Genomic DNA, 23,924 nt, shown 5'->3' on the forward strand with positions numbered 1-23,924 from the left:
ATTTAATCCTCTGACGCGCGGTGGCGGCGGCTTTGTATATTGGCTGTAAGTTTTTTGTACAAGGAAGCACAATGAGGATTGTTGCCGTTACTGCGTGCCCCACGGGCATTGCTCACACTTACATGGCTGCCGATAAGCTGATCAATGCAGCCAAGCAATTTAAAGTGGCCATCAAGGTCGAGACTCAAGGGGCGATGGGGGTAGAGAATCGCCTCAGTCGTCAGGATATCGATGCGGCGGAGTTGGTGATTTTGGCTGCCGATATCCGTATCGAGCAACCGGAACGCTTTGAAGGGAAGCCCTGTCTGCAGGTTTCAATCAGTGAAGCGCTCAACCAGACCGAGCAGCTGCTCCTCTCCACCATGAACGGGAGGACGCCACAATGACCGATTTCCAACTGAGTTTTATCTGTCCCTTACCCAATGGCCTGCATGCGCGTCCAGCCACCGAGTTGAGCCGTCGCTGTCAGGCCTTCGAGTGTGACATCAGCCTGCTTAATCACCGCTCCGGCGAGCGGGTGGATGCGAAGAGTATGTTGGCGCTGGTAGGGAGCGATACCTTACATGGTGACAGTTGTGTGATGAGTTTTGCCGGGCCACAGGCCGAGTCTGCCTGTCAGCGGATTGGCCAATTTGTCGAGCAGGAACTGGCGGATAGCGACGCTCCCTTAGATAAACTGTCGTCGACCGCGCTGGAGTTGCCGCCTTCATTAACCCGCCTACAGCCGCAATACCATCGTGGCACGACCGTGGCCAAAGGCTTGGGCGAGGGGCGCGTGTGCTTCTCGCATAGCCGCCAGCTCGAGGTGTTTGTTTGCCCCGCCGACACACAGGAGTGGGCACGCTGGCAACGTAGCTGGCGCAAGCTGGAGCTGGATTTGCGTGAGAAGTTGGATAACAGCAGCCAAGTGGCCAGCGAGCAGGCGCAGATCCTCGACGCGCAGTTGGCGATGTTGCTCGACCCCGGCTTGCAAGCAGAGATCGAGCAGCGGCTAAGTACCCAATCGCTGGGCGAAGCCTTGGTGGACTACTACCAGCAACAGCGCCAACAGCTAGAGCGCTCGTCCAGTGCTTATCTGCGCGAACGGGTGCTGGATATTGAAGATCTGTGCTGGCAGCTCCTGTGTATCGCCTATCCGGAACAGTCGCAGAGCAGCACCCTGACTCTCAGCGAGCCCTCGGTGCTGGTGGCACAACACCTCACCCCCAGCGAGTTTATTGCGCTGGATAAAACCAAGCTGCGCGGACTGGTGCTGGTGGACGTAGGGCCAACCTCGCACACCGCCATTCTCGCCAGAGCCTTCGATATTCCCTGCATCAGCCTCGATAAGCTGGAGGGGGTCGCGCTGCAAAGCGGTGAGATGGTGCAGCTGCTGGCCGATTATGGGGTGCTGATCTATCAGGCATCAAAGGCGGTTCGCCAGTTCTACCGGCGCGCGCGCAAACTGCAGCAGGCTGAGCAGCTACGGCAAAAGCAGCAGATAGACTCCTTGGCGGGCAATTTGTGTTTGGAGGTCGCGGCCAATGTGGCCAGCGACAAAGAGGTCAAGCCGGCCATTGGCAAGCAGGCCGATGGGGTGGGGCTGTTTCGCTCCGAGCTGGTATTTATGGAGCGAGATTGCGCGCCCACCGAACTCGAGCAGGTGGCGATCTACAGCAATGCCTTGAAAGTGGCCAAGGGCAAGCCGGTGATCTTTCGAACCCTGGATGCCGGCGGCGACAAGCCCATCGATTACCTGCCGCTGCCCGAGGAGACAAACCCCTTCTTGGGCTACCGGGCGGTGCGGATCTACCCGCAATACCGAGAGCTGTTTGAGACCCAGTTGCGAGCGCTACTGCGGGCGGCCCTACACGGCAATGCCCGGATTATGATCCCGATGGTTAACTCGCTCGAAGAGCTACGTTGGGTGAAACAGCTACGTTGTCAGGTGGAGCAAGAGCTGTTGGACGAGCAGATCGAGTTTGCCCACGATGTACCGCTGGGGATCATGCTGGAGGTGCCCAGCTGTGCCTTCATCCTCGATGCGCTATGCGCTGAGGCCGATTTCTTTAGCATCGGCTCCAATGATATGACGCAGTATCTGCTGGCGGTCGACCGGGACAACCCGCATGTGGCTGGCCTGTATCAGACCATGGTGCCAGCGTTTATCAACCTGCTGCAAACGCTTAGCTCGACTTGCCAACGTCATCAGCGCTGGCTGGGGCTGTGTGGCGAGATTGCGGCCAACCCACGTTATCTGCCGCTGTTTGTGGGAGCCGGGTTAACTGAGCTCAGTATGAGCGCCGGGGCGATTATGCCGATTAAAGCCACGCTCGCGTCATTGGATGTTTCCGACTGTCAGATGCTGTTCACGCAAGCCTGCCAGTGCGCGACCCAGGCGGAGCTGGAGGCCTTGCTGAGCGAATGGCACAACACTCAGGCGCAGCGAGGTCTTATGGATGAGGGCTGTGTGTTCGACGATGCCGACTTTACCAGTAAGGAAGATGCTATCCATGCCTTAGTGGGCAACTTAGTGGTTGAGCAGCGTTGTGAGCAAGCGGTTGCCTTGGAGCAAGATGTGTGGGCGCGCGAGATGGTGTTTAGCACTGGGCTGGGCAATGGCTTTGCCATCCCCCATACCAAGTCGGAGCATATCGCCAGCTCAACCATCTCCATTGCCAAGCTGGCCAAGCCCATCGACTGGCAAGATGATGGCCCAGCCATTGAGATGATCATCCTGCTCACGCTGAATAAGCAAGACAGCGATCGGCATATGCAGATCTTCTCTAAGCTTGCACGTAAGCTGGTCCACGAGGAGTTCCGTCAGCAGTTGTTAGCGGCGCCTTCCGCCAGCGAGATCCTCGACATCCTCTATACCGAACTGGGTGAGGTTCTTGAGCCTGCCTAGCTGGTTGCTCGGTAAGCGCCAGGCAAAGAAAAGGGGTGTTAGTGAACACCCCTTTTACTTAGCGAGCTAGCCGCTGTTTATAGCGTTTTTACTAGCAGTACACCCGGGCCACCGCACCGCCGCTGCTCACCCAGTAGCTGCGTGCATAAGCGGGGATGAATGCCGATTGCCCTTTCGCCAGCACTAAACGCTCACCATGTTCGTGGGTCAGTTCAACCGGCGCGTCTACCGAAATCACAATCTCAGCTGAGTGTACCTCTACCGCCTGCTCGCGCGGGCTTTGGTACAAGCTGAAGTTAAAGTCATCCACTGGGATTGGGTAGTGCAGGGCACAGCCATCGACTTCCGGGCGGGAGGTTAGCCAAAACTTTAGCGAAGGCAGAAATAGCGTACTGGTCACCAGCTCATCGATGTCGATATGTTTTGGCGTTAGACCCGCGCGCAACACGTTGTCAGAGTTGGCCATAATCTCAATGGCCGTGCCTTTGATATGGGCATGTGGGGTACAAGCTTCCAGAAACATTGCTTCGCCCGGCGCTAAGGTGATCACATTTAACAGCAACGGGGCGAAGATGCCGATATCGTCGGGGTATTGCAGGTGCAGATCGCCAATTAAGCCAAACAAGGCATGGCCTTGTTTATCATCGATGTACGCCAGTAGTTGGGTAATCGCCGTCCGTTTGGCTTCTCCTTCTAGCGCCAGCAGGGCGCTGAAAAAGCACTCCAAGCCCTTTTCATTGCTCGGTGCTTGGGTTTGCTCAATCAGTTGATTAATGGCCGGCAGGTTGATGAGCTCCAGCAGCTCGAGGATTTCGTCGAAGGGGCGGAAGCCATTCATTGCCAGGAACGGAGTAAGTGCGTATACCAGCTCCGGTTTGTGGTTTGGATCTTTGTAGTTGCGCTCGGGCGCATCCAGCGCGATGCCTTGTTGGTTCTCTTTATGGAAGCCGTGGTGCGCCTGATTCTTGCTCGGGTGCACCTGAATCGACAGCGCCTGATGGGCTGCCAGAAACTTGGCTAAAAAGGGCAGCTCGCCAAAGCGTTCACTGGTTTGCTGGCCCAACACGGCCACTGGGTTTTCGCGAACGAACTGGTTCAGGCATTGCTTCTCACCATGGATCTCGATGCGAGAACTGGCTTTAGGGTGGGCGCCCATCCAGATTTCAGCCTGTGGCTTCTGGTCTGGATTGGCAAGCTCAAACAGCTCGGTAAAGGCATGCGGGCTTCCCCATGCGTAATTTTGGACAGCATTATCCATCGTGAAAAACACGGGAAGTGTATTCATCGTTCGGGCTCCGGTTAGGGATAAGGTGGCGACGTAAGAAAATGCCCCTCTTGCGAGGGGCTGCGGTATGAATTAGGAGCTCAAGACCGCAAAAGGGTTAGGCCAGTTCAGCGCTCGGCTGACGGCGGAGTTTTTTCAGGGCGATGGCAACCAGGGCGGTGGTAATCGCGCCGGCAGCCATGGCGAACAGCGCCAATAGCGGCTTGTTGATAGCGCCGACTAGGGCAACCACTGGGCCACCGTGTGCCACGCTGTTGGTGATGCCAAAGCTAAAGGCCATCACGGCGGCGACCATCGAGCCAAGTACGTTGGCCGGGATAATCGCAAAGGGGTCGCGGGCTGCAAACGGGATAGCGCCCTCGGAAATACCCACCAACCCCATGGCGCCGGCCGCTTTACCGGTTTCAATCTCGGCATCATCGAACAGCTGCAGGTGACGGCCGAGTAGGGTAGCCAGAGACATACCCAATGGCGCAACCGGGATGGCGCAGGCCATCGCGCCCATGAACTGGGTTTCGCCGCTGGCAATCATGCCCACTGAGAACAAGAAGGCGACTTTGTTAAATGGACCGCCCATATCAAAGCCGGCCATGCCGCCCAGTACGATGCCCAGCAGTACCACATTGCCGCTGCTCATGGAGGTTAGCATTGCCGTCAGGCCTTCCATCAGGCCGGCGATCGGGGCACCGATTACGAAGATAAACAGTCCTGAGATAAACAAGCTGGCGCTGATTGGCGCAATCATGATGGGCACCAAGGGCTGCACAAACTTGTGATAGCGGCGGGTGGACACCCATTTCACAAAGTAACCCACCAAAAAGCCCGCTACGATGGCACCGATAAAGCCGGTGCCGGCTTCGGCGTCGTAGAAGCTGCCGGTGTTAGCAATCCAGCCACCGATGAGGCCGGGGGCCAGTGCGGGGCGATCGGCAATGGCATAGGCGATATAGCCGGCCAAAATCGGGATCATCAGGGTGAAGGCGATGACCCCCACATCGAGGATCTTGTTCCAGCCGCTACCGTCTGGGATCTGCATGCCGGTAGGCGTTGGTTCGCCGCCGATGGCTAAGGCAAGGGCAATCAGCAGGCCACCGGTGACCACGAAGGGAATCATGTGTGATACGCCGTTCATAATGAAGCGGTAGATATCGCCGCGCGCCTTGCTGATCGCGCTTTCGCTTTGCTCGCCCTGCTGTGGGCCCTCGGCTTGATAAGTCGGCGCCTGTTTTACTTCGTCAATGAGCTGCTTGGCGTTACGGATCGGCGCTTTTACCCCGGTCTTCACCAGGCGTTTACCGGCAAAGCGGCTCATCTCTACTTGGCGGTCACTGGCTACGATAATCCCCTCGGCGCGGGCGATATCATCAGCACTCGGGCTGTTTTTTACGCCAATCGAGCCGTTGGTTTCAACAATTACCTCATAGCCCATCTCGGCGGCGGCTTTCTCCAGCGCTTCTGCGGCTAGGTAGGTGTGCGCTACGCCAGCAGGGCAGCCGGTCACACCAATAATCAGCCCTTCGGTAGCTTCTTGTTGGTTTTGCTGCTCTTTTTTCCCTAGCAACAAAGTCAGGGCTTGCTCAGGCGTTTCGGCGTTATAGAAGGCCTCAATAAAGCCCTCTTCAATAAACTTGGAGGAGAGCTCAGTGAGTACCTCAATGTGGTGGTTAGCACCGCCATCCGGTGAGGCAATCATAAAGAAGAACTTGGATAGCTCGCCGTCTTCTGCGCCGTAATCGATACCCTCGCGGCTGATACCAATGGCAACCGCCGGCTTAGTCACCGCTTTGCTCTTAGCGTGAGGCAGGGCAATACCCTCTTCGAATCCGGTGTTGCCCAGCTCTTCGCGGGCCAGGATATCATTGAGGAAGGCATGTTTGTCACTGATGCGCTGCTGTTGATACAGCACCTCGATCAGCTCTTCAAACACCGCTTGTTTAGTTTTGGCTTGTAGGTTGAGGCAGATTAACTGCTCATTGATCAGCTCGGTAATCATCCGTATTGCTCTATCAGTGGTACGTGTTGTGAGTGGCAATTGTGCGTGTGGCAGACCTCTGTTGATAGTGAACCAAAGCGGCAATTACTGGACATTTGTGACATCTGTACTTAAATGTGATCTGCATCAGGTAGATATCAAGTATTGATGAAATTGTCTACTTGTGCCAAAGTTTCCAGCTTATCGCCGTTCCATCAATAGTAGAACGCATAGCTCAGTAGGAACAAACGAAACTCAAACTGGATTATTATGGCATTTACTGGATTTAAGTATTGAAACGTTACACCCAGGTCGTCGGGGAGCTACTCGCCAACCAGCGACAATTTCAGCAGATTGTATTCGCTGGCGACAAGCAGACACCGCCGAGCTTTAGCTATCAGGTCAACTTTCCGCGCATTGAGTGGGTGCTCGAGGGAACTTACCACTGTGAGATAGATGGCCAAGCTGGATTATCACAGCACTTAAAACTGCTGCGTGATGACGCGCTGTATATCCCGCCTAACTGCTGGAACAAGCCTGACTGGCAGCAAGATTGTGAGGTGTTGTCGATACTGTTTGGTCGCCGCCAGCTAGGTATCAGCTTGATTGCTTATAGCCAAGAGCAAGGCGAGTTCAGCCACATCGAGAAACACAGCACCCCGGCGCGCACTGGTCATGCCATCGATAATATGCTGGGCGCGATGAATGGCCTGGCTAGTGAAACCCAGCAAGCCCCCATGGCAAGCTATCAGTTGAGCGCACTGATTAGCTATGTGCGCTCGATGCAGGTGGTGCCGGAGCCGACGTTGGAGTCGCGCAGCAGCAACCTGTATCAGTCGATGTGTATCTTTATTCAGGAAAACTACCAGCAGCCGATCAGTCGTGAGAGTATCGCTGCCCAGTTTCACATCACCCCCAGCCATGTATCGCGGCTGTTTCGCCAGCATGGCTACATGCGCTTGGCCGATTACATAACCTGGGTACGTATCGACCGAGCCAAATTCATGTTGAAAAAGTACGCCCTCCGCCTTGAAGAGGTTGCCTTACGCTGTGGCTTTCAAGACCCCAACTACTTTTATCGGGTGTTTAAGAAGAAAACCGGGATGACGCCGTCGCAGTACCGGGGCACCCGCGCTTAATCACTGATCAGGGTGCGGCGCAACAGGGCTTGCAGCAGTAGCGGGCTATCGCAGGTGAGAAGCTGCTGGCAAAACGCTGGCACCAAGGTGGCTTTTGACAGCCTGGCGAAGGCCTGCACCATCTCACGACTTGGGCGCTTGGGCAGAGACAGCGCGAGAATCAGGCTAACCGGCCCGAGCCTTGAGCCCCAATCACAGGCTTGGGGGAGTGGGATCACCGCTAAAGCCGGCTGGGGTACCCATTCGTTAATCACATGGGGCAGCGCAATACCATTGCCCATGACGGTGGCGGATACCGACTCGCGTTTCTCAAACTCCTGCAGCAGCTTGCTAGGAAAGTTAGCGGTAATCAGCTTGCTGGCGGTGGCAAGGATGGTGGCTTTGTTTTGGTAGAGCGCATCTTGGCGATAGCGGTGGTAGTGGAACTGCAGTTCAAAAGGTGGCGTTAAGGTAGTGGGCAGCGCGGGGGCTTTCGGCTCGCCAATAAAGCTTCTTCGCAGGCAGCGCAGCAAGCAAAAGTGCTCGTTGATGAACTCGGTGAGCACCATCTCTGCCAGCTCCGAATCGGGGCCTTCTATCTGCAGTTGACAGATATCCCAGGGCTGGCTGCCCACACTCAGTAGCTGTAAACGATGCTGAGCATCGCCGCGCTTGCGTCGGCTCAGGTTGTAGAGCACCACCACTGAGCGAAAGTAGCCGCAGAGCTTGCGCAGTTCACCCAGTGCTTGGATGGGCAAGGCTTGCTCACCCAACATAAAATCGATACTGCGTAGCTTCACTATCCAAGCAGCCCTTGCAGCACCGAACGGGCATCCAATAACACTTGCTCAATGGATACCTGTTTGATTTTGGCGCTGTTAAAGCGCTCCATATGCTCCACCTTAATGTCTGAGGCGATAAGCACTAAATCGGCATTGCTGATGTCATTGGCGGTAAGTTGATTCTCAATGCCCATGGCCCCTTGGGTTTCCACTTTTATCTGGATCCCCAGCTTAGGCGCATGCTTGCTCAATTGATCAGCAGCCATGTAGGTGTGGGCGATACCGGTGGGACAGGCGGTGACGGCGACAATATTCATGCTAATTTCGCTGACGGAACAAATGGTGGCGCGATTATAGCGCATCAAATCTGAATCGCATGCCTTTAGCGATCAACTGCTGCTGCGAAGAACCCAATGCCAAGGCTTAGTTTTTCAAAAAGGTCTGTTAACTAAGCGCATCGATGCAATGACAAGCCGCTCGCCAAACACATCAGCCAAAAAGGCGTGACTAGGGCAACAAGTGGTCCTGGCACGAAGAGGGCGATGCGCTGAACGCTTCTAAACAGTAACGTCGGATTAATCCTGCTTCTTTCATTGCCAGAATCTCGATCTCCATCGCGGGCTGTAGGTGGGCATATTGCTCATGGATGTAGTGATACATGGCAACGGTTTGCATCTTCCCGGCAGACACAACCTCATTGGCAAACTCTTCGCTGTTGATAAAGGGTAAGGCGCCAACGTCGGCTTGCACAAATACATCAACCCGTTTGCGCTTAACCTTTAGCAAGCCATTGCGGATATTGGTGATGGTGGACAGTCTGTCGGCACTCACTGTGCGCTCAAGGTTTTGCTGGGCAACTAGTACACCACGTCGGTACTCCACGCTTAGCGGGGTATTGTGAAAGCTTTTCCAACCTTGTTTGAGGGAGATGCCAGAGTCGGCATGAACATAGGCAACGAGGGTGACCTGATAGAGCGGTTCGTTGATGCGGATCTGGCTGTTATGGCGATAGAGGTACTCCCAGACTCGGCCAAACTGGCCATCTATCGTCCCAGTTTCTGCCAGAATCGACGCCCTTGCCTCGGGGACCGATACGATAGTGACATCGATGCCCAAACGTCGATACAGCTCGCGATAGGCCTTGGATAACCAGATATAGCTTGGCGAATCGCTGGGTTGGTTGGAGTAAAGAGTAAATACCCCCTGCGTTGGCGTTTGGCTTGCGAGGGCATTGCCATGAAAGGCTAAGAGAGCGAGTAGCAGTTGAATAGTTTGCCTTTTCATATACCCCGGCAGACATGTTTGTTGAATATCGCTACTCAGTATAGAAGCTCTCTTGGCGTGAGCTTTGAAGTGCAGACCAAGAAGGTGTGAAATGTGCTATCCGCTAGGACGAGTGGGCTGCCAACATCAAGCGGCATAGGGAACGCCGCTTGATGTTGCGTTGGGAGGCACTAGCTTAGGCTAACCCCGCTTTTTGCTGGGCCTGTTGGCTGTAGGTGAGCGCATCGTTAAGGGCGGTAAACTCAAACACCTCAATGGGGGCGGGGCTGAGTTGCCCGGCAGCGACTTGCTCGAGTAGCTGTTCGCCTTGCTGCATCAGCTGCTGCCAATCATCGCTATCGCCAAACTCGTGCAGGCCACCCAGTGCGACTTCATGGTAGGAGATAGCACGGGTAAACGGCGGGTCGATAGGCGTGGGGACTCGGCCCAGAATTGCCACAATATGCCCGTTAGCCTTCAACAAGCTCGCTAGCTTCGCTGCGCCTTGCTCGCCACGGGCGTCGATGGCGGCGTAGTACTGGCGAGTAAGCGAGTGCTCGTCGCGATAGACCTGGCGGATATTCAGCTGCGCTGCTTGTGCGTCACTTAAGCTGCCCGAAATCACATCCACCTCAAAGCCGCGTAGATGTGCCAGTTGGCAGGTTAGCTTGTTCACTGCGCCCATCCCCGCCGCCAAGATGCGGGCGCCGCTGCTGCTTGGCACTTTGCTGATGGCTTGCCAGGCGGTGAGCAGTGGGCAGGGAAGGGCCGCCGCGGCGGTTAAGGCCACGTGTTCGGGGACGCGCATCACTTTGCTGGCGGCAATGTTGGTAAAGTGGCCAAAGCTGCCGGGTTGGGATAGCGCATGATGATAGGCGACCCGTTGACCCACCAAAGTGGGGTCGACATCGGCGCCAATAGCCTCAATCACGCCGGCCCCGTCAACGCCGGCCCCGTCAACGCCGGGTACGTGGCCTGCGGGCCAATTAAGGGGGTTGCCTTGAATAAACTTCCAATCTACTGGGTTGATGCCTATCGCTAGGTTGCGGATCTGCACCTCGTCGGGGGCGGGGGCTGACAGAGTGGTCTGATTCAGTGCGACGCTGCGCAGCTTGGGATCGCAGGTCCATGCGTGTTGGGTAGAGCTTGTCACGTTCTCTCCTTAGCTTAATGAGCAAAAAGCCAGCCTCACTGAGGCTGGCTGTAGCGTGTTGCTATCGCGGAATGCGACTAGTCGTAGGTGGCCGACAAGAAGTGAATATTGTCGAGGTAGACCGAGCCATCTAATGGCAGCATATCGCCGACCACACAGATGAACAGGTCAGGCACCTTGCTGCTGATATCACCCAGCTCAATCACCACTGACTGCTTGTAGTACTCCTTGCCGTTCATTGTCACCTTCTCTAGCTCACTAACTGGCTGGCGGTACTTGTCTACGTCCAGTTTCACCCAGCCGTCACCGAGAGCGGCGTATGGGCGTACACCGCCTTGGTCATTGGCATTAGCCGGTATGTACAGGTCGAAGGCGAAGCGGTTGTGTTGCTTGAAGTTCGGCAATAGCTGGTTGCGCAGTTTCAGCTCTTCCCAATCGTTTTTGCCCGACCATTCCAAGTTCAATTTAAGCATTGGGCTGCCCAGCTCGCTGCTCACTTCCAGTGCATTAGCTTTCCACTTGGCCTGCCAGGAACCTTCTTTTACCCAGCCCTGAAGGGTACCGTCGCTGAAGTCAAAGGCGTGCGAGACCTCATAACCGGTCACGGGACGGTCGATGGTGACGTTAATTTTATCGGTGATGCGCTTGCCGTTATCCAAAGTGGCAACGGTAATTAGCGTGTGTTCGCCAAAGCCTAGTGCTTCGCTGTCGATGCTGGCTTGATAGTAGCCATCGGCATTCGGGCCGAGCATATCCACATTGCCTGCAGGAGTGCGTAGCAGTACCGATTTGGTTTGCTGCTGCTCGTTTACCACGTAGCTGCTGATGGTAATTTCTGGATCGGACAGGGTCATGCCATCGATGGGGAAGGCAAAGTAAACCGCGTCATCGACCTGCGCACCATTGAGGAGGCGCTGGGTGTGGGCCTCCAATACCTGCTGGGTGCGTCCACCGTCGGCCAGTACCCGGAAGCCGTCGTAGTTAGGGTAGAGCTTGTCGGCGGCATACTTGTCGTAGCTGGTAAGGATCCAGAACATGGTACCGGCCGCGCCACCCTCGGTCGCGACTTTATTCCACTTATGGTAAATCAAGTCGCGGTTGAAGGGCTCTGCCGCGCCAATACCATACTCTTCCAAGACCACCGGCTTGTTGGCTGCCGCAGCGGCCTCAAGGTGCTCGGTAATCCACTGATTACCCCACTCCAGCGGTTCATGGCGGCCCCAATGCTCGGGGTAGAGGTGGAAGGTGCCGTAGTTAATCTCGGGCAAGCTAATTAAGCGCTCCCAGTCGACACCTTCGTTGCCGTTGTAGGCCCAGTCATCGCTGCCTGGACGGGTGAAGAAGCCCTCATCACCGAGCGCGATCAGTTGGTTTGGTGCCAGTTCGCGGATGTATTCGCTCATCTCTTTGGCCCAGTCATAGAGCAGCTCGCCGCTCTTGTCTGACTGTGCGCGTGGCTCGTTGGCAAGCTCCCAGGTCATGATGGTGGGATCTTGGTTGTAGGCTACGCCAGTGTAGCGGTTGGTGTGGGTTAGTAGGTATTCAACATAGGCTTTATAGGCTTCGCGGGCCTCTGGCATTCGGTAGAAATCGTCATGGTGCTCGCCGCCTAACCAGCGTACGTATTGCGGCATACCACCGAAATCGGCCCAGTTGTTGGTCAGTGCTATGACCAGGCGAATACCACGCTTTTGCGCTTCGCTGATGGTGAAGTCCAAACGCTCCAGCGAGCTCTTGGCCTCGGCGCTGGTATACACGCCCAGTTCTGATTGGATGCTATGGCCGTGCTTGATGCCATCCATAAAGCCCCATATCCGCAGCGCATTTAGCCCCATGGCTTGGGCGTCGTCGAGTACCGAAGTAATGGCTTTGTTATCGCCATAGTGCATGTAGTAGTTGTTGCTGCCTGAGAAACGGAAAGGTTGTCCATCCAGGAGCAGTTGTTCACCCTGTTGGGTAATAAAGCTATCCATTTTGGCAATGTTGTCAGTGGCTTGGGGGGAGCTGATGGTATTAGCCCCGCAGCCTGCCAGGCCCAAGGTGGCTGCAGCGATATAAAGCAGCGATTTATTCATGGAGTTGCATCCCTATAACAGTTGTTTGATTCCCGCTAAGAGTAACCCTTAGCAAGTTAATGAAAACGATACGATTCAACTATTTCGATCGATGTATCGTTTTTGTAAGCTTGCCTTAATCATTGTGTGCTGCAGATCACAATAGCGCTTGGTTGGCGCGGTTAATGCTGACTTCATCCGCATTGAAGCGGGATTCATCAACAGTCTTACTGTGATTCTTATCGAGTAAATCTGCTGAAAGAGGCCCGTAAGGTGATAGCCTTCACAGATATTAACGTTTCGATTATCAGGGATCTTGTCATCGATAAATCGTAACGTTATGGTTTGTCGGGTTGGTGAGGGCCAGATAGTTGTAGCTCCGCCATTGCGATAAGCTACCTCTAATAATATGAAGGAATGAGAATGATGAAATTGCCGATGCTAGCTAAGACAGCTATTGCCACAGCGCTTGCGTGTACAACCTTAATCGGTACTGCTCAGGCACAAAGTCAGGATGTGAAAGGGGAGATTACTTTTTACACCAACCGTACCGACTTGGTTGAGTCCGGCGTTTATGACCGCTATGCCAAAGACTTCAAGGCGCTGTACCCTGAAGTGACCGACATTAAAGTAATTGGCTTTGCTGATTACCAAGGCGGTTTGCGTCCACGTATGAATACCGGTGACTACGGTGATATCGTGTTGATTCTGCCGTCAGTTCCCTCTGAGCAGTACGGTAACTTCTACGAGCCACTAGACTTGTATGCTGCTGATGAGATCTACTTCCATGATGCTTGGTCGCACGATGGCAAGAACTACGGCATCTCCATGGGTAACTCGGTAGAGGGCCTGGTATACAACAAAGAAGTGTTCGCTGAAGCGGGCATTGAAGTGCCTTTTAAAACCCTCGATGAAATGTACGCCGCAGCTGCCAAACTAGCGGCCATCGATAAAATTCCGTTCTACGTAAACTTCGGTGCCCAGTGGCCACTACAACAGTGGGATAAGTTCCCGATTGTTGCTGAAGGCGACGGGAACGTCTATGAAATGATGCTTGAGCAAGAGCAGCCGTTCTCCGGTGATACAGCCTATAACGCGTCGCTAAGTGTGTTGAAAACTCTGATCGACAACCAGTGGACCGAGAAGGATCTGATGACCAACTCTTGGGAAGAGTCTAAGACCTTCCTGGCCGAGGGTGATGCGGGTATGTTCTATCTGGGCAACTGGTTTATCCCACAGGTTATCGACCGTGGCATCGACAGTGACAAGCTTGGCTTTATGCCAATCCCGGGTGATAACTCCGGCGAGCTGCGCGCACAAATGAACCACGACTGGGGCTATGCCATCAGCAAGCACTCAGACAATAAAGCGACCGCCAAGGCCTACCTGCAGTTTATTCTGGAGCAGTCTGATTTTGATACCGTGGCTGGCTTTATCCCAACGGTGAAAAGCCGCGAGCCGTCGCTGCCACAGCTGAATGAATACATGTCTTACCAGCCACGCGTTATCCAAACGCCAACCAACTCTTCGACCTTCATCGAAGTGACCAACCGTTCGCAGATCGACTTCTACTCCGGTGGTTATATCCAAGACGTAATGACCAGCCGTGACTACAACGGTGCCTTGGAAGCGCTGGATTCACGTTGGAACCGTGCTAAGAAACGTGTACTGAAATAGTGTTAGTTAAGTAACGGCGTCACAAACACGCTTATCCCGATAAGGCTGGCATTTTGCCAGCCTTTTTTTGGTTGCTAGCGAATGGCCTGAATTGGCTAGCCGCCTGCGTGTTGGCAGTCTGTCACTGGCATGCGGTAGCTAATCCGATCTCTGTCACCGCTTTAGCAGGGGATGCCTGAGCCACGACTGCCCATACTGGCTTGACAGATCCCGCTGGCGGGCAGCAGGTAAACACGATTAATGATTTGATAGTTACCTTCCTCTTTTTAACGATACCTGTCCCTAACAACTGTTTTCTCCCGGTGATTCAAATTCGAGTCGAGCATTACTTATAGAAATTTGACAACAAATAGAGGCTTGCTTGGGTGGAGGTTTAGGGCACAAGGACGCGCTTAGGGAAGTCCGCAAAAATAGTGTGACTAAGAATCATTACTATTGATAGCCCACCTGAATAGCTAACGAGACATATAAAAGCATGACTTGGCAAGTCGAAACTCGGAAAGTGATCGTTTTCACACTTCTCTGGTTGAGAGTAGGAAATATCTTGTCTGAAAAAAATCGTAACGTTACCATTTTGGCGTTTTCACTATTCTCCGCTTATCGCTGTTATCAGACTGCAGGTAAGTGGGAAATGATGAACAAGGAAGAGAGCCTGCACTAGCTCTTCTCGACGAAATGCGAGTTCTTGGTTGACGTGTGGCCAAGGACCTTACTGGAGAAAGCATGTTCAATTTGACCTTAAGGCAGCAGCAGCGTTTGATTATTGTGGCGTTCCTCGCCATTCCGCTGACCCTGTTATTTACGCTGTCCTACTATCCGGCCAGCCAGTTGTTCTACATGAGTGTGACCGACTGGGATGGCTATGCCCCTGTCAAAAACCTCATTGGCGTTGAAAACTACCGGTACCTGGCGGAAGAGCCTGCGATTTTGGCTCCGTTGCTGAATACCCTGTACTACTTCGTGGGTGCAGTCATTCAGCTGGTATTGTCGCTATGGTTTGCAGTGTTGGTGAACTCCAAGCTGGCCGGGCGCAACTTGTTTAAAACCTTGCTGTTTATTCCCTTCGTATTGAACGCAGTAGCAGCATCGATGGTGTTCCAGATCTTCTACCAAGTCGACGGCGCCTTCGACAACTTCCTGGCAGCGATTGGCCTTGATGCCTGGATCATGCCCTGGCTGATGGACGCCTCGGTGGTCAACTGGTCGCTGGTGGCCGCATCGGTTTGGCGTTACCTTGGCTTCAACCTGATTCTTTTCTACGGGGTGTTGCAGAGTATTCCTCAGGATCAATATGAAGCGGCACGCATTGAAGGCGCAGGCGAGTGGCAACAGTTCCGCTTTATCACCCTGCCGTCCATCAAGATGGTGATCGGCTTGCAAGTGCTGCTGGCGTTTGTGGGTTCACTGTCGGTGTTCGAAATTCCGATGATTATTACCAAAGGCGCCAATGGCACCAAAACCTTTGTTATGGCGACGCTGGAAACGGCATTCAACTTCAATGACTTCGGTTTGGCATCTGCGATGGCAGTACTGCTGCTGGTGATTGTGGTGTTCTTTATGGTGCTGCAAAAAATCTTGTTTGGAGAGAAGTAAACATGGATACAGCCAATCTTTCTACCCGTGCTGTTAGCAACAACCCAAACAAGGTTGTCCGTAACGAAGCCGAGATCCGCAAAGCGCGCTTTATGAACAAGTTGGGCCAACCCCACTGGTTGTTCTGGACCGCTTTTAAATACCTGACTCTGATCCTGGCGGCGATTGCAGTGCTGGTTCCGCCTTATGCGGTATTGCTGGCCTCGTTCAAGACCTCGCGTGAGTACTACACCACCAGTAAGGTATCGCTGCCGGAGTCGTTTATGAACTTCGACAACTACGTACGAGTATTTGCCGATGGTGACCTTGGGCTGGCGTTCACCAACACCGGCATTATCTTGGCCGCATCGCTGTTCCTGACCGTGGTGTTTGGTACTCAGGTGGCCTATGTGCTGTCGCGCTTTGAGTTTCGTGGCAAAAAGCTGGTGCTGTTGGCCTACGTGATTGCCATGGTGATCCCTGCGGTAACCACTCAGGTTGCGACCTTCGAGGTGATCAAGGCGCTCGGGCTGATTAACCACAAAGGCTCGGTTATCTTGCTATACATCGGTGCCGACGTGGTGATGATCTACGTGTTCTTGCAGTTTATGAAGGGCATTCCCTTGGAGCTGGATGAAGCCGCCAAGATTGAAGGGGCCTCCTACTTCCTTATCTACCGCAAGATCATCTTGCCATTGCTTAAGCCGGCGATTGCCACGGTGATTATTCTGCGCACCATTTTTATCTACAACGATTTCTACTTCCCGTTGCTTTATCTACCCGAGCGTACTCAGGTTACGGTCTCCACCGCCTTGTACAAGTTCACCTCGGTGTTTGGTACTGAGTGGACCACTATCTCGGCCGGTATCGTGATTATTCTGGTGCCTTCGATAGTAATTTTTCTCACCCTGCAAAAGCAGATCTATGCCGGCGTAACCAACGGCGCGGTGAAGGGTTAAGTTTTACCTTATTGGGAATATCAAGATTATGATGAAGTTTACTCAATTCAAACATGCGCTGGCAGACGAGGTTCAAAGCAACATTCTGAACTTCTGGCTGGGCATGATCGACACAGAGCGCGGCGGTTTCCACTGCTTCGCCGACTTCGATGGCAACATCGATAAAAGCCATGACAAAGCAGTGCTGCTGCATTCGCGCATCCTCTGGAGCTTTGCGGCTGCCCACCGGATCATGCCAAACCCAGAGTATCTTGCGGCAGCTCGCCATGCCTATGAGTTTCTAAGCGAACAGGCCATGGATAAGCAACACGGTGGCGTCTATTGGCAGCTAGACCAAAACGGCGCAGTGGTAGACAGCCAAAAGCATGTCTACAACCAAGGCTTTGCCATCTATGCCTTTAGCGAGTACTACCGCGCCTCGGGCGATGAGGGTGCGCTGGAGCAGGCCAAGGCGCTGTTTAAGCTCGTTGAGCAGTATGCCCACGATGAGCAACACCTTGGCTATTTGGAGGCCTTCGACCAGCAATGGAACAGCATCGATAACCACTTGGTATGCGATACCGCCGAAGAGGTGCTGGCTGAGAAGTCGATGAATACCCACCTGCACATCCTGGAAGCCTACGCCAACCTGCATCGGGTATGGCCGGACAAGCAGGTTGAGGCGCGCCTCGAGGAGCTGTTGCTGCTATTAAAAGATCAGGTTATTGATGACAGCTTGCACTTTGGACTGTTCTTCTCACGGGACTGGCAATGTGTCTCGCAGGACGTGTCCTATGGCCACGATATTGAAGGCACCTGGCTGCTGGACGATGCGGCTAACTGCCTGAGCAATCGAGCGCTAGCTAAAGAGATTTACGCGCTGACCAGCAACATGGCCGATGTCACCCTGCAAGAGGGAATAGACCACGATGGCGCGGTGTTTAACGAGCTTCAACATCACAAGATGCTCGACAGCGACCGGATCTGGTGGGTGCAAGCCGAGGCAATGGTGGGCTTTTTCAACGCCTTTGAAAAAGACTTCGCCCCGCAATACTGGCAAGCCGCGCAAGATTGCTGGCAAGTGATTCAAAAGCAGCTTATCGATGGCGACAACGGCGAGTGGCACTGGAAGACCGACCGCTTCGGCAAACCTTACTCCCAAGAGGCCAAGGTCGAGCCATGGAAGTGCCCGTATCACAATGGCCGCGCCTGCTTAGAAGTATTTTCAAGAATCAACCAATATGAGGAACACGTCGATGCACGCTGTTGAAGTTAAATCCCTGAACAAAACCTACGGCAAGAACGTGATTCTTGATGACATTGACCTGGAGATGGAAGCGGGCGGTTTTACCGTGCTGCTGGGGCCATCGGGTTGTGGTAAATCCACCCTGCTGCGTCTGATTGCCGGGCTGGAAGATGCCACCGCCGGCGGTATCTTTATCGGCGAGCGGGATGTCACCCTGGAAGACCCGAAAAACCGCGACATTGCGATGGTGTTCCAATCTTATGCACTGTTCCCGCATATGACCGTGGCGGAGAACATCGGCTTTGGTATGAAAATCAACAAAAAGCCTAAGGAGCTGATTGAAAAGCGGGTAGGGGAAGTGGCTGACCTGCTGCAGATCAGCCATTTGCTGGATCGCACACCTGCTCAGCTCTCTGGTGGTCAGCGCCAGCGTGTGGCGATCGGTCGAGCACTGATGCGCAACCCGAAGGTGTTCTTGTTTGACGAGCCACTGAGTAACCTTGACGCCAAGCTGCGTGGTGAGATGCGTATGGAGCTGAAGAAGCTGCACGACAATCTTAATGCCACCATCTTGTACGTTACCCACGATCAGATTGAAGCGATGACACTGGCCACCAAGATCGTGCTACTCGACCGTGGCGAGATCCAGCAGATTGGCACCCCGAACGAGGTCTACAACCAGCCGACCAACGTGTTCGTTGCCAAGTTTGTCGGTGCGCCACAGATCAACTTACTTAAAGGGATTCTTGAGCAGGCCGAAAGCGGCTGGCAGGTTAACATTGGTGGCACTCAAATCCCGCTGGGTGACTACCAATTTACCCAGGTGCCGAAAAAGGGCATGGAAGTGCTGTTGGGGATCCGCCCGGAGCATATCACTATCACCTCAGAGAACAGCGGTTTTGCTACTGAGCTGGCAGTGACGGCCTTTGAAATGACAGGATCCGAAACGCTTGCAGAATTCAGCCTGCAAGGCCAAGCGCTGCGCGCCAAACTCGAGGCAAATATCGACATTGCCAACGGTAAAAACTTTAACTTGCACTTTAACCTGCAGAACATCTCACTGTTCTCAGCTCACGATGAGTTTAGAATCTAATTGAGCTTCAAGCGCTTAGCTGCTCAATAGCGAGTGGCTAAGCGGGAGATACGTCAGGTTTTACTGAACTGAGAATGAAAAAAATACAGGCTTGAGTTTACAGGTGTAAGCTGAGAGACTGGCTCATCTAATCGTTACGGTAATAGAGGTTATTTACAGGTAGGTTATGGCAAAAGCAACGTTGAAGACCATTGCGGAGTACACCGGACTATCAGTCACGACAGTTTCCCGCGCGCTTAAGGATGGGGATGATGTTAAAGCGCCCACCAAAGAGATCGTAAAAGCGGCAGCGAAGAAGCTTGGCTATCGTCCCAACCCCTCTGGCGTGGGTCTGCGAACAGGTATTAATTACAACATCTGTGCGGTGCTGCCGGTGACCAAGCCTGGAGATATCGTCGGTGATATTGGCACCTTGGCGCTGATTGAAGGGTTAACTGCCGCATTGGAAGGCACCCCCTACCACCTGACGGTACTGCCGATGGAGCCCGACTCCGACCCACTGGAGCCGGTCAAGTACGCGGTGGAGAACAACCTCTGTGGCGGTATGATCTTCAACCTGACCAAGACTCAGGACGAGCGCGTTGCCTATCTGTATGACAACGAGATCCCCTTTGTTACCTTTGGTCAGACTGAGATGAGTATCGACCACGCCTTTGTGGATATCGATAACCGCGACGCGGCTTACCGGGCCACCCATCAGTTGATTACCCAAGGGCGTAAGAACCTGCGTTTGCTGAGCTCGTCGCAGATCTACACCTACGCCTGGCACAAGTACTACGGTGCTCGCCGAGCGGCGATGGAGTTTGGCATCGACTTCGATATCGAGAACAACATCATCTTTGATACCGACGTGAATGGCGGCTACCGCGAGCTGGGAGCACAGATTATGCGCTCGGATAATCCGCCCGATGGGATTGTCTGTGGCTCTGAGATCAGCGCCTGTGGCATTCTCGCCGGGGTGCAAGACGCTGGTGCGGTGATTGGCAAAGACATTGATGTGGTGGTGATCGAGACCTGTGATTTCCCAAGCTTCTTTATGCCGCCGATCCCCGGCTACCGTCAGGATTTTCATCAGGTCGGTCGTCAACTGATTCAGCACTTGCTGCGTCTGTTCAATGGTGAGCCGATTAAGAACCTGCAAACCCTGCAGAAAACCGTGTATTTCGAACGATAGTTTCGCGGTTTTAGTAAATAATTCTACCGACATCACGTTCATGAGTTTTTAATCCAAAAAACCTTGCATGTGATTTCGGTTACTTTAAAAATGGTAACGTTACGATTTTCGCATGGATTTGACTATGTATAACACAGACGCCTTTAAGGCCTACGATATCCGCGGCAAGTTGCCGGAACAGCTTAACCCTGAGCTGGCCTACCGCATTGGTCGTGCTTATGCCCACCAGCTAAAGCCTCAACGCGTGGCCGTGGGCTACGATATCCGCTTGAGCAGCCCAGAGCTTGCGCAAGCTGTTAGCCAAGGCTTGATTGATGGCGGCGCCGAGGTCCTGTCGTTGGGGCTGGTAGGTACCGAAGAGGTTTACTTTGCCACCGCCGAGCTAGATCTAGATGGCGGTATTATGGTTACAGCCAGCCATAACCCTAAGGAATACAATGGGATGAAGCTGGTAACCAAGGGCGCACGGCCGATCAGTGGTGACACCGGTTTGCGTGAAATTGAGGCTTTGGTGGCCAACGCTGAGTTTGACCAAGTAACGCAGGCTTCATTTGAACAAAAATCGAAACGTTACGACATCTCGCCGGCCTATACCCAGCATTTGATGGGCTACCTCAACGCCGCTGCGTTGCGCCCACTCAAGGTGGTGGTAAATGCTGGCAACGGCGCGGCGGGCCATATGCTGGATGCCCTTGAACCGCTGCTGCCGTTTGAGCTTATCAAGGTTCACCACCAGCCCGATGGCAACTTCCCCAACGGCATTCCTAATCCACTACTACCAGAGAATCGCCAGGACACTCGTAACGCGGTGCTTGAACATGGTGCTGACTTTGGCGTGGCTTGGGACGGCGATGTGGACCGCTGCTTCTTGTTCGATGAAAAGGGCAACTTTATTGAGGGCTACTACATCGTTGGTTTGCTCGCTCAGGCGTTCCTGCGTAAGCAGCCCAAAGCCAAGATCATCCATGACCCGCGTTTGACCTGGAACACCATCGACATCGTCGAGCAAGAGGGTGGTGAAGCGATCATGAGCAAGACCGGTCATGCCTTCATCAAAGAACGGATGCGCCTGGAAGATGCCGTGTATGGCGGTGAAATGAGCGCCCACCACTACTTCCGCGACTTTGCTTACTGCGATAGCGGCATGTTGCCGTGGCTGCTGATCGCCGAGCTGCTTTGCGCACAAAACTGCAGCCTATCCAGCTTGGTTGAGGCACAGCAGCAGGCCTACCCGATCTCCGGTGAGATCAACCGAAAAGTCAGCGACCCAACCGCGGCCGTCGACAGCCTACTTAATCACTACCGCCAGGACGCGCTGAACATCGATCGCACCGATGGTATCAGCCTCGAGTTTGAAAACTGGCGCTTTAATCTGCGCAGCTCCAACACCGAGCCAGTGGTTCGTTTGAACGTGGAGTCCCGCGCTAACCCGACTTTGATGCAACAAAAAACCAGCGAGTTGCTGCAGTTGCTCGAGCAATTTATCTAGTCTTCAGGAGAGAAAAATGACTGTAAAAATTATTGGTAACGCAATACCAAACATGCCTTGGGAAGATCGTCCAGAAGGTTGCTCAGACGTGATGTGGCGTCACAGCGCCAACCCCATCATCGGTTGGAATCCATTCCCCGCCGCTGCCCGTGTTTATAACAGTGCGGTGGTTCCTTTCGGTGAAGGCTTCGCCGGCGTGTTCCGTAGCGACTACAAAAATGGCCGTGCTCACCTGCATGTTGGCTTCAGTGAAGACGCGCTGAACTGGGAGTTCGACCACCAAGTTATCAAGTGGCAAGACAAAGACGGCAATGACTTCCAGCCTAGCTACGCCTACGACCCACGCGTTGTAAAACTCGATGACACCTACTACATCACCTGGTGTACCGACGACCACGGCGCCACGCTGGGCATGGGCATGACTAAAGACTTTAAAACCTTTACCCGCCTGGAAAATGCTTGCGTACCGTTTAACCGTAACGGCGTACTGTTCCCACGTAAGATCAACGGCCAGTACGTGCTGCTAAACCGTCCATCTGACAGCGGTCACACCCCGTTTGGCGACATCTTCCTAAGCCACTCCAACGATTTGGAGTACTGGGGCAAGCACCGCCACGTAATGGGCAAAGGCGGCGAAGGCTGGTGGCAGGGCACCAAGATCGGTGCAGGTCCAATCCCAATTGAAACCTCAGAGGGTTGGCTGATGATCTATCACGGCGTATCGGGCACCTGTAACGGCTTCGTCTACAGCATGGGCGCTGCGCTGCTGGATATCAACGAGCCGTGGAAAGTGCTTTACCGCACCCGCGATTACATCCTGACCCCAGAGAAAGAGTACGAGACGGCGGGCTTTGTACCGAATGTTGCTTTCCCATGTGCTGCACTGGCTGATGCCGATAGCGGTCGCATCGCGGTCTACTACGGCGCGGCAGATACCTACTCGGCAGTGGCTTACACCCAAGTGGATGAGCTGGTTGCCTACATCAAAGCCAACTCAGAAGTTTTTTAAGGAAGAGTCATGTCTGTATTTGAACAACGCCTGGCGATGCTGCAAGCCGAGCACTTGCAGCTGCACGCAAAAACCAACCAAGCAGAGCTGCCGGGTAATGGCATCTTCCTGCGCTACCGCGATCCGGTGCTGACTGCGGCGCATGCACCGCTGACCTGGCGCTATGACTTGAATAGCCACAGCAATCCTTATTTGATGGAGCGCTTGGGCATCAACGCCGTGCTTAACCCGGGCGCGATTGAGCTTGAGGGTAAGTACTATCTGGTGGCGCGCGTTGAAGGGCACGACCGCAAATCCTTCTTTGCTGTGGCCGAGAGTGACAATGGCGTAGAGGGATTCCAGTTCTGGGATAAGCCTTGTGTTATCCCAGAGACTGACGAGCCAGATACCAACATCTACGATATGCGCCTGACCAAGCATGAAGATGGCTGGATCTACGGTCTGTTCTGTACCGAGCGCAAAGACCCCCAAGCGGCCCCGGGGGATGAGTCTGCCGCGGTAGCGCAGTGCGGTATCGTACGCACCAAAGACCTGCAAAGCTGGGAGCGTTTACCTGATCTGAAGACCAACTCAGCCCAGCAACGCAACGTCGTACTGCACCCTGAGTTTATCGATGGCAAGTACGCGCTTTACACCCGTCCGCAGGATAGCTTTATCGAAGCGGGTAAGGGCGGTGGTATCGGCATGGCCTTCGCGGAGTCGATGGACAACTGCGTGGTAGATGTTGAGCACGTGATTGAGCCTAAGCAATATCACACCATTAAAGAGTCAAAGAATGGCCAAGGTCCTGCGCCGCTGAAGACAGAGCAAGGTTGGCTGCACGTTGGCCACGGCGTGCGCAACACCGCCGCAGGCCTGCGCTACGTGCTTTACTGCTTTATGACCGACCTCAACGATCCGATGAAAGTGACCCACCGCCCGAGCGGTTACTTCCTGGCGCCTGAGGGCGAGGAGCGCGTCGGCGATGTATCTAACGTGGTGTTCTGTAACGGTATGGTCGCCAAGGATAACGGCGAGGTGTTTATCTACTACGCCTCCTCTGATACCCGTTGTCATGTACTAACCACGACCATCGAGCAGTTGGTGGATTATGTGGTGAATACGCCTGAAGATCCGCTGACCTCGGCAGGCTGTGTGGCTCAGCGCATCGCGCTTATCGAGAGCAACCAGTCGCTGTAATGCCTTAGGTTTGCACCAGCCCCTCCCTGTGAG

The 23,924-nt window shown here is 54.0% G+C and carries 19 protein-coding genes; 12 read left to right on the forward strand and 7 right to left on the reverse strand.

What is annotated here, in order from left to right:
* The first annotated feature begins 71 nt into the window (after window positions 1-71).
* Window positions 72-386: a PTS fructose transporter subunit IIB gene (locus tag G462_RS0109180; RefSeq protein ID WP_026958736.1), complete on the forward strand. Its 315-nt coding sequence runs from the start codon at window positions 72-74 to the stop codon at window positions 384-386.
* Window positions 383-2,887: a phosphoenolpyruvate--protein phosphotransferase gene (gene ptsP / locus G462_RS0109185; protein WP_026958737.1), complete on the forward strand. Its 2,505-nt coding sequence runs from the start codon at window positions 383-385 to the stop codon at window positions 2,885-2,887. Before G462_RS0109180 ends, ptsP begins: the two co-directional genes overlap by 4 nt.
* 91 nt (window positions 2,888-2,978) lie before the next feature.
* Here ptsP and manA read toward each other — a convergent pair whose 3' ends face one another.
* Both manA and G462_RS0109195 read right to left on the reverse strand, forming a co-directional pair.
* Window positions 2,979-4,172, reverse strand: a complete 1,194-nt coding sequence (gene manA / locus G462_RS0109190; protein WP_026958738.1) for a mannose-6-phosphate isomerase, class I — start codon at window positions 4,170-4,172, stop codon at window positions 2,979-2,981.
* A 97-nt stretch (window positions 4,173-4,269) separates the two neighbouring features.
* Complete coding sequence (locus G462_RS0109195) at window positions 4,270-6,165, reverse strand: PTS fructose transporter subunit IIABC (protein WP_026958739.1); 1,896 nt, start codon at window positions 6,163-6,165, stop codon at window positions 4,270-4,272.
* A gap of 272 nt (window positions 6,166-6,437) precedes the next feature.
* Here G462_RS0109195 and G462_RS0109200 point away from each other — a divergent pair, with 272 nt between their 5' ends.
* Entirely contained in the window at window positions 6,438-7,283 is an 846-nt protein-coding gene (locus G462_RS0109200) for an AraC family transcriptional regulator (protein WP_026958740.1), read from the forward strand.
* Here G462_RS0109200 and G462_RS0109205 read toward each other — a convergent pair.
* The 5 genes from G462_RS0109205 to G462_RS0109225 form a co-directional block, all read right to left on the reverse strand.
* Window positions 7,280-8,062: a PTS sugar transporter subunit IIA gene (locus G462_RS0109205; RefSeq protein ID WP_026958741.1), complete on the reverse strand. Its 783-nt coding sequence runs from the start codon at window positions 8,060-8,062 to the stop codon at window positions 7,280-7,282. The two genes, G462_RS0109200 and G462_RS0109205, sit on opposite strands and share 4 nt — an antisense overlap.
* Complete coding sequence (locus G462_RS0109210; protein WP_026958742.1) at window positions 8,062-8,361, reverse strand: PTS fructose transporter subunit IIB; 300 nt, start codon at window positions 8,359-8,361, stop codon at window positions 8,062-8,064. The genes G462_RS0109205 and G462_RS0109210 overlap by 1 nt, the downstream gene beginning before the upstream one ends.
* A gap of 190 nt (window positions 8,362-8,551) precedes the next feature.
* The gene (locus G462_RS0109215) at window positions 8,552-9,328 is read right to left on the reverse strand and encodes a hypothetical protein (RefSeq protein WP_026958743.1); all 777 of its coding nucleotides are present in this window, start codon (window positions 9,326-9,328) and stop codon (window positions 8,552-8,554) included.
* A 175-nt stretch (window positions 9,329-9,503) separates the two neighbouring features.
* The gene (locus G462_RS0109220; protein ID WP_084405000.1) at window positions 9,504-10,460 is read right to left on the reverse strand and encodes an alcohol dehydrogenase catalytic domain-containing protein; all 957 of its coding nucleotides are present in this window, start codon (window positions 10,458-10,460) and stop codon (window positions 9,504-9,506) included.
* 77 nt (window positions 10,461-10,537) lie between these two features.
* The gene (locus G462_RS0109225) at window positions 10,538-12,535 is read right to left on the reverse strand and encodes a cellulase family glycosylhydrolase (RefSeq protein WP_051326644.1); all 1,998 of its coding nucleotides are present in this window, start codon (window positions 12,533-12,535) and stop codon (window positions 10,538-10,540) included.
* Window positions 12,536-12,937: 402 nt separating this feature from the next.
* On the opposite strand from G462_RS0109225, the gene G462_RS0109230 reads away from it, so the two are divergent.
* From G462_RS0109230 to G462_RS0109270, 9 genes are all read left to right on the forward strand, one after another.
* On the forward strand, window positions 12,938-14,191 hold the full coding sequence (locus G462_RS0109230; RefSeq protein ID WP_211234203.1) for an ABC transporter substrate-binding protein: 1,254 nt from the start codon (window positions 12,938-12,940) through the stop codon (window positions 14,189-14,191).
* Between the two features lie 723 nt (window positions 14,192-14,914).
* Window positions 14,915-15,784, forward strand: coding sequence for a carbohydrate ABC transporter permease (locus G462_RS0109235; RefSeq protein ID WP_026958747.1), 870 nt, complete (start codon window positions 14,915-14,917; stop codon window positions 15,782-15,784).
* A gap of 2 nt (window positions 15,785-15,786) precedes the next feature.
* Entirely contained in the window at window positions 15,787-16,722 is a 936-nt protein-coding gene (locus G462_RS0109240) for a carbohydrate ABC transporter permease (protein WP_051326645.1), read from the forward strand.
* Window positions 16,723-16,750: 28 nt separating this feature from the next.
* A complete protein-coding gene (locus tag G462_RS22290; RefSeq protein WP_035477376.1) occupies window positions 16,751-17,971 on the forward strand; it encodes an AGE family epimerase/isomerase in 1,221 nt (406 codons plus the stop codon).
* Window positions 17,958-19,040, forward strand: coding sequence for an ABC transporter ATP-binding protein (locus tag G462_RS22295; protein ID WP_051326646.1), 1,083 nt, complete (start codon window positions 17,958-17,960; stop codon window positions 19,038-19,040). The genes G462_RS22290 and G462_RS22295 overlap by 14 nt, the downstream gene beginning before the upstream one ends.
* A gap of 166 nt (window positions 19,041-19,206) precedes the next feature.
* On the forward strand, window positions 19,207-20,214 hold the full coding sequence (locus G462_RS0109255; RefSeq protein ID WP_026958749.1) for a LacI family DNA-binding transcriptional regulator: 1,008 nt from the start codon (window positions 19,207-19,209) through the stop codon (window positions 20,212-20,214).
* Window positions 20,215-20,338: 124 nt separating this feature from the next.
* A complete protein-coding gene (locus G462_RS0109260; protein ID WP_026958750.1) occupies window positions 20,339-21,703 on the forward strand; it encodes a phosphohexomutase domain-containing protein in 1,365 nt (454 codons plus the stop codon).
* 16 nt (window positions 21,704-21,719) lie between these two features.
* Window positions 21,720-22,712: a glycoside hydrolase family 130 protein gene (locus tag G462_RS0109265; RefSeq protein WP_026958751.1), complete on the forward strand. Its 993-nt coding sequence runs from the start codon at window positions 21,720-21,722 to the stop codon at window positions 22,710-22,712.
* A gap of 9 nt (window positions 22,713-22,721) precedes the next feature.
* Window positions 22,722-23,891: a glycoside hydrolase family 130 protein gene (locus tag G462_RS0109270; protein WP_026958752.1), complete on the forward strand. Its 1,170-nt coding sequence runs from the start codon at window positions 22,722-22,724 to the stop codon at window positions 23,889-23,891.
* The last annotated feature ends 33 nt before the right edge of the window (window positions 23,892-23,924 follow it).

Source organism: Aliagarivorans taiwanensis DSM 22990 (genome assembly GCF_000429505.1).
GTDB classification, from domain to species: domain Bacteria; phylum Pseudomonadota; class Gammaproteobacteria; order Enterobacterales; family Celerinatantimonadaceae; genus Aliagarivorans; species Aliagarivorans taiwanensis.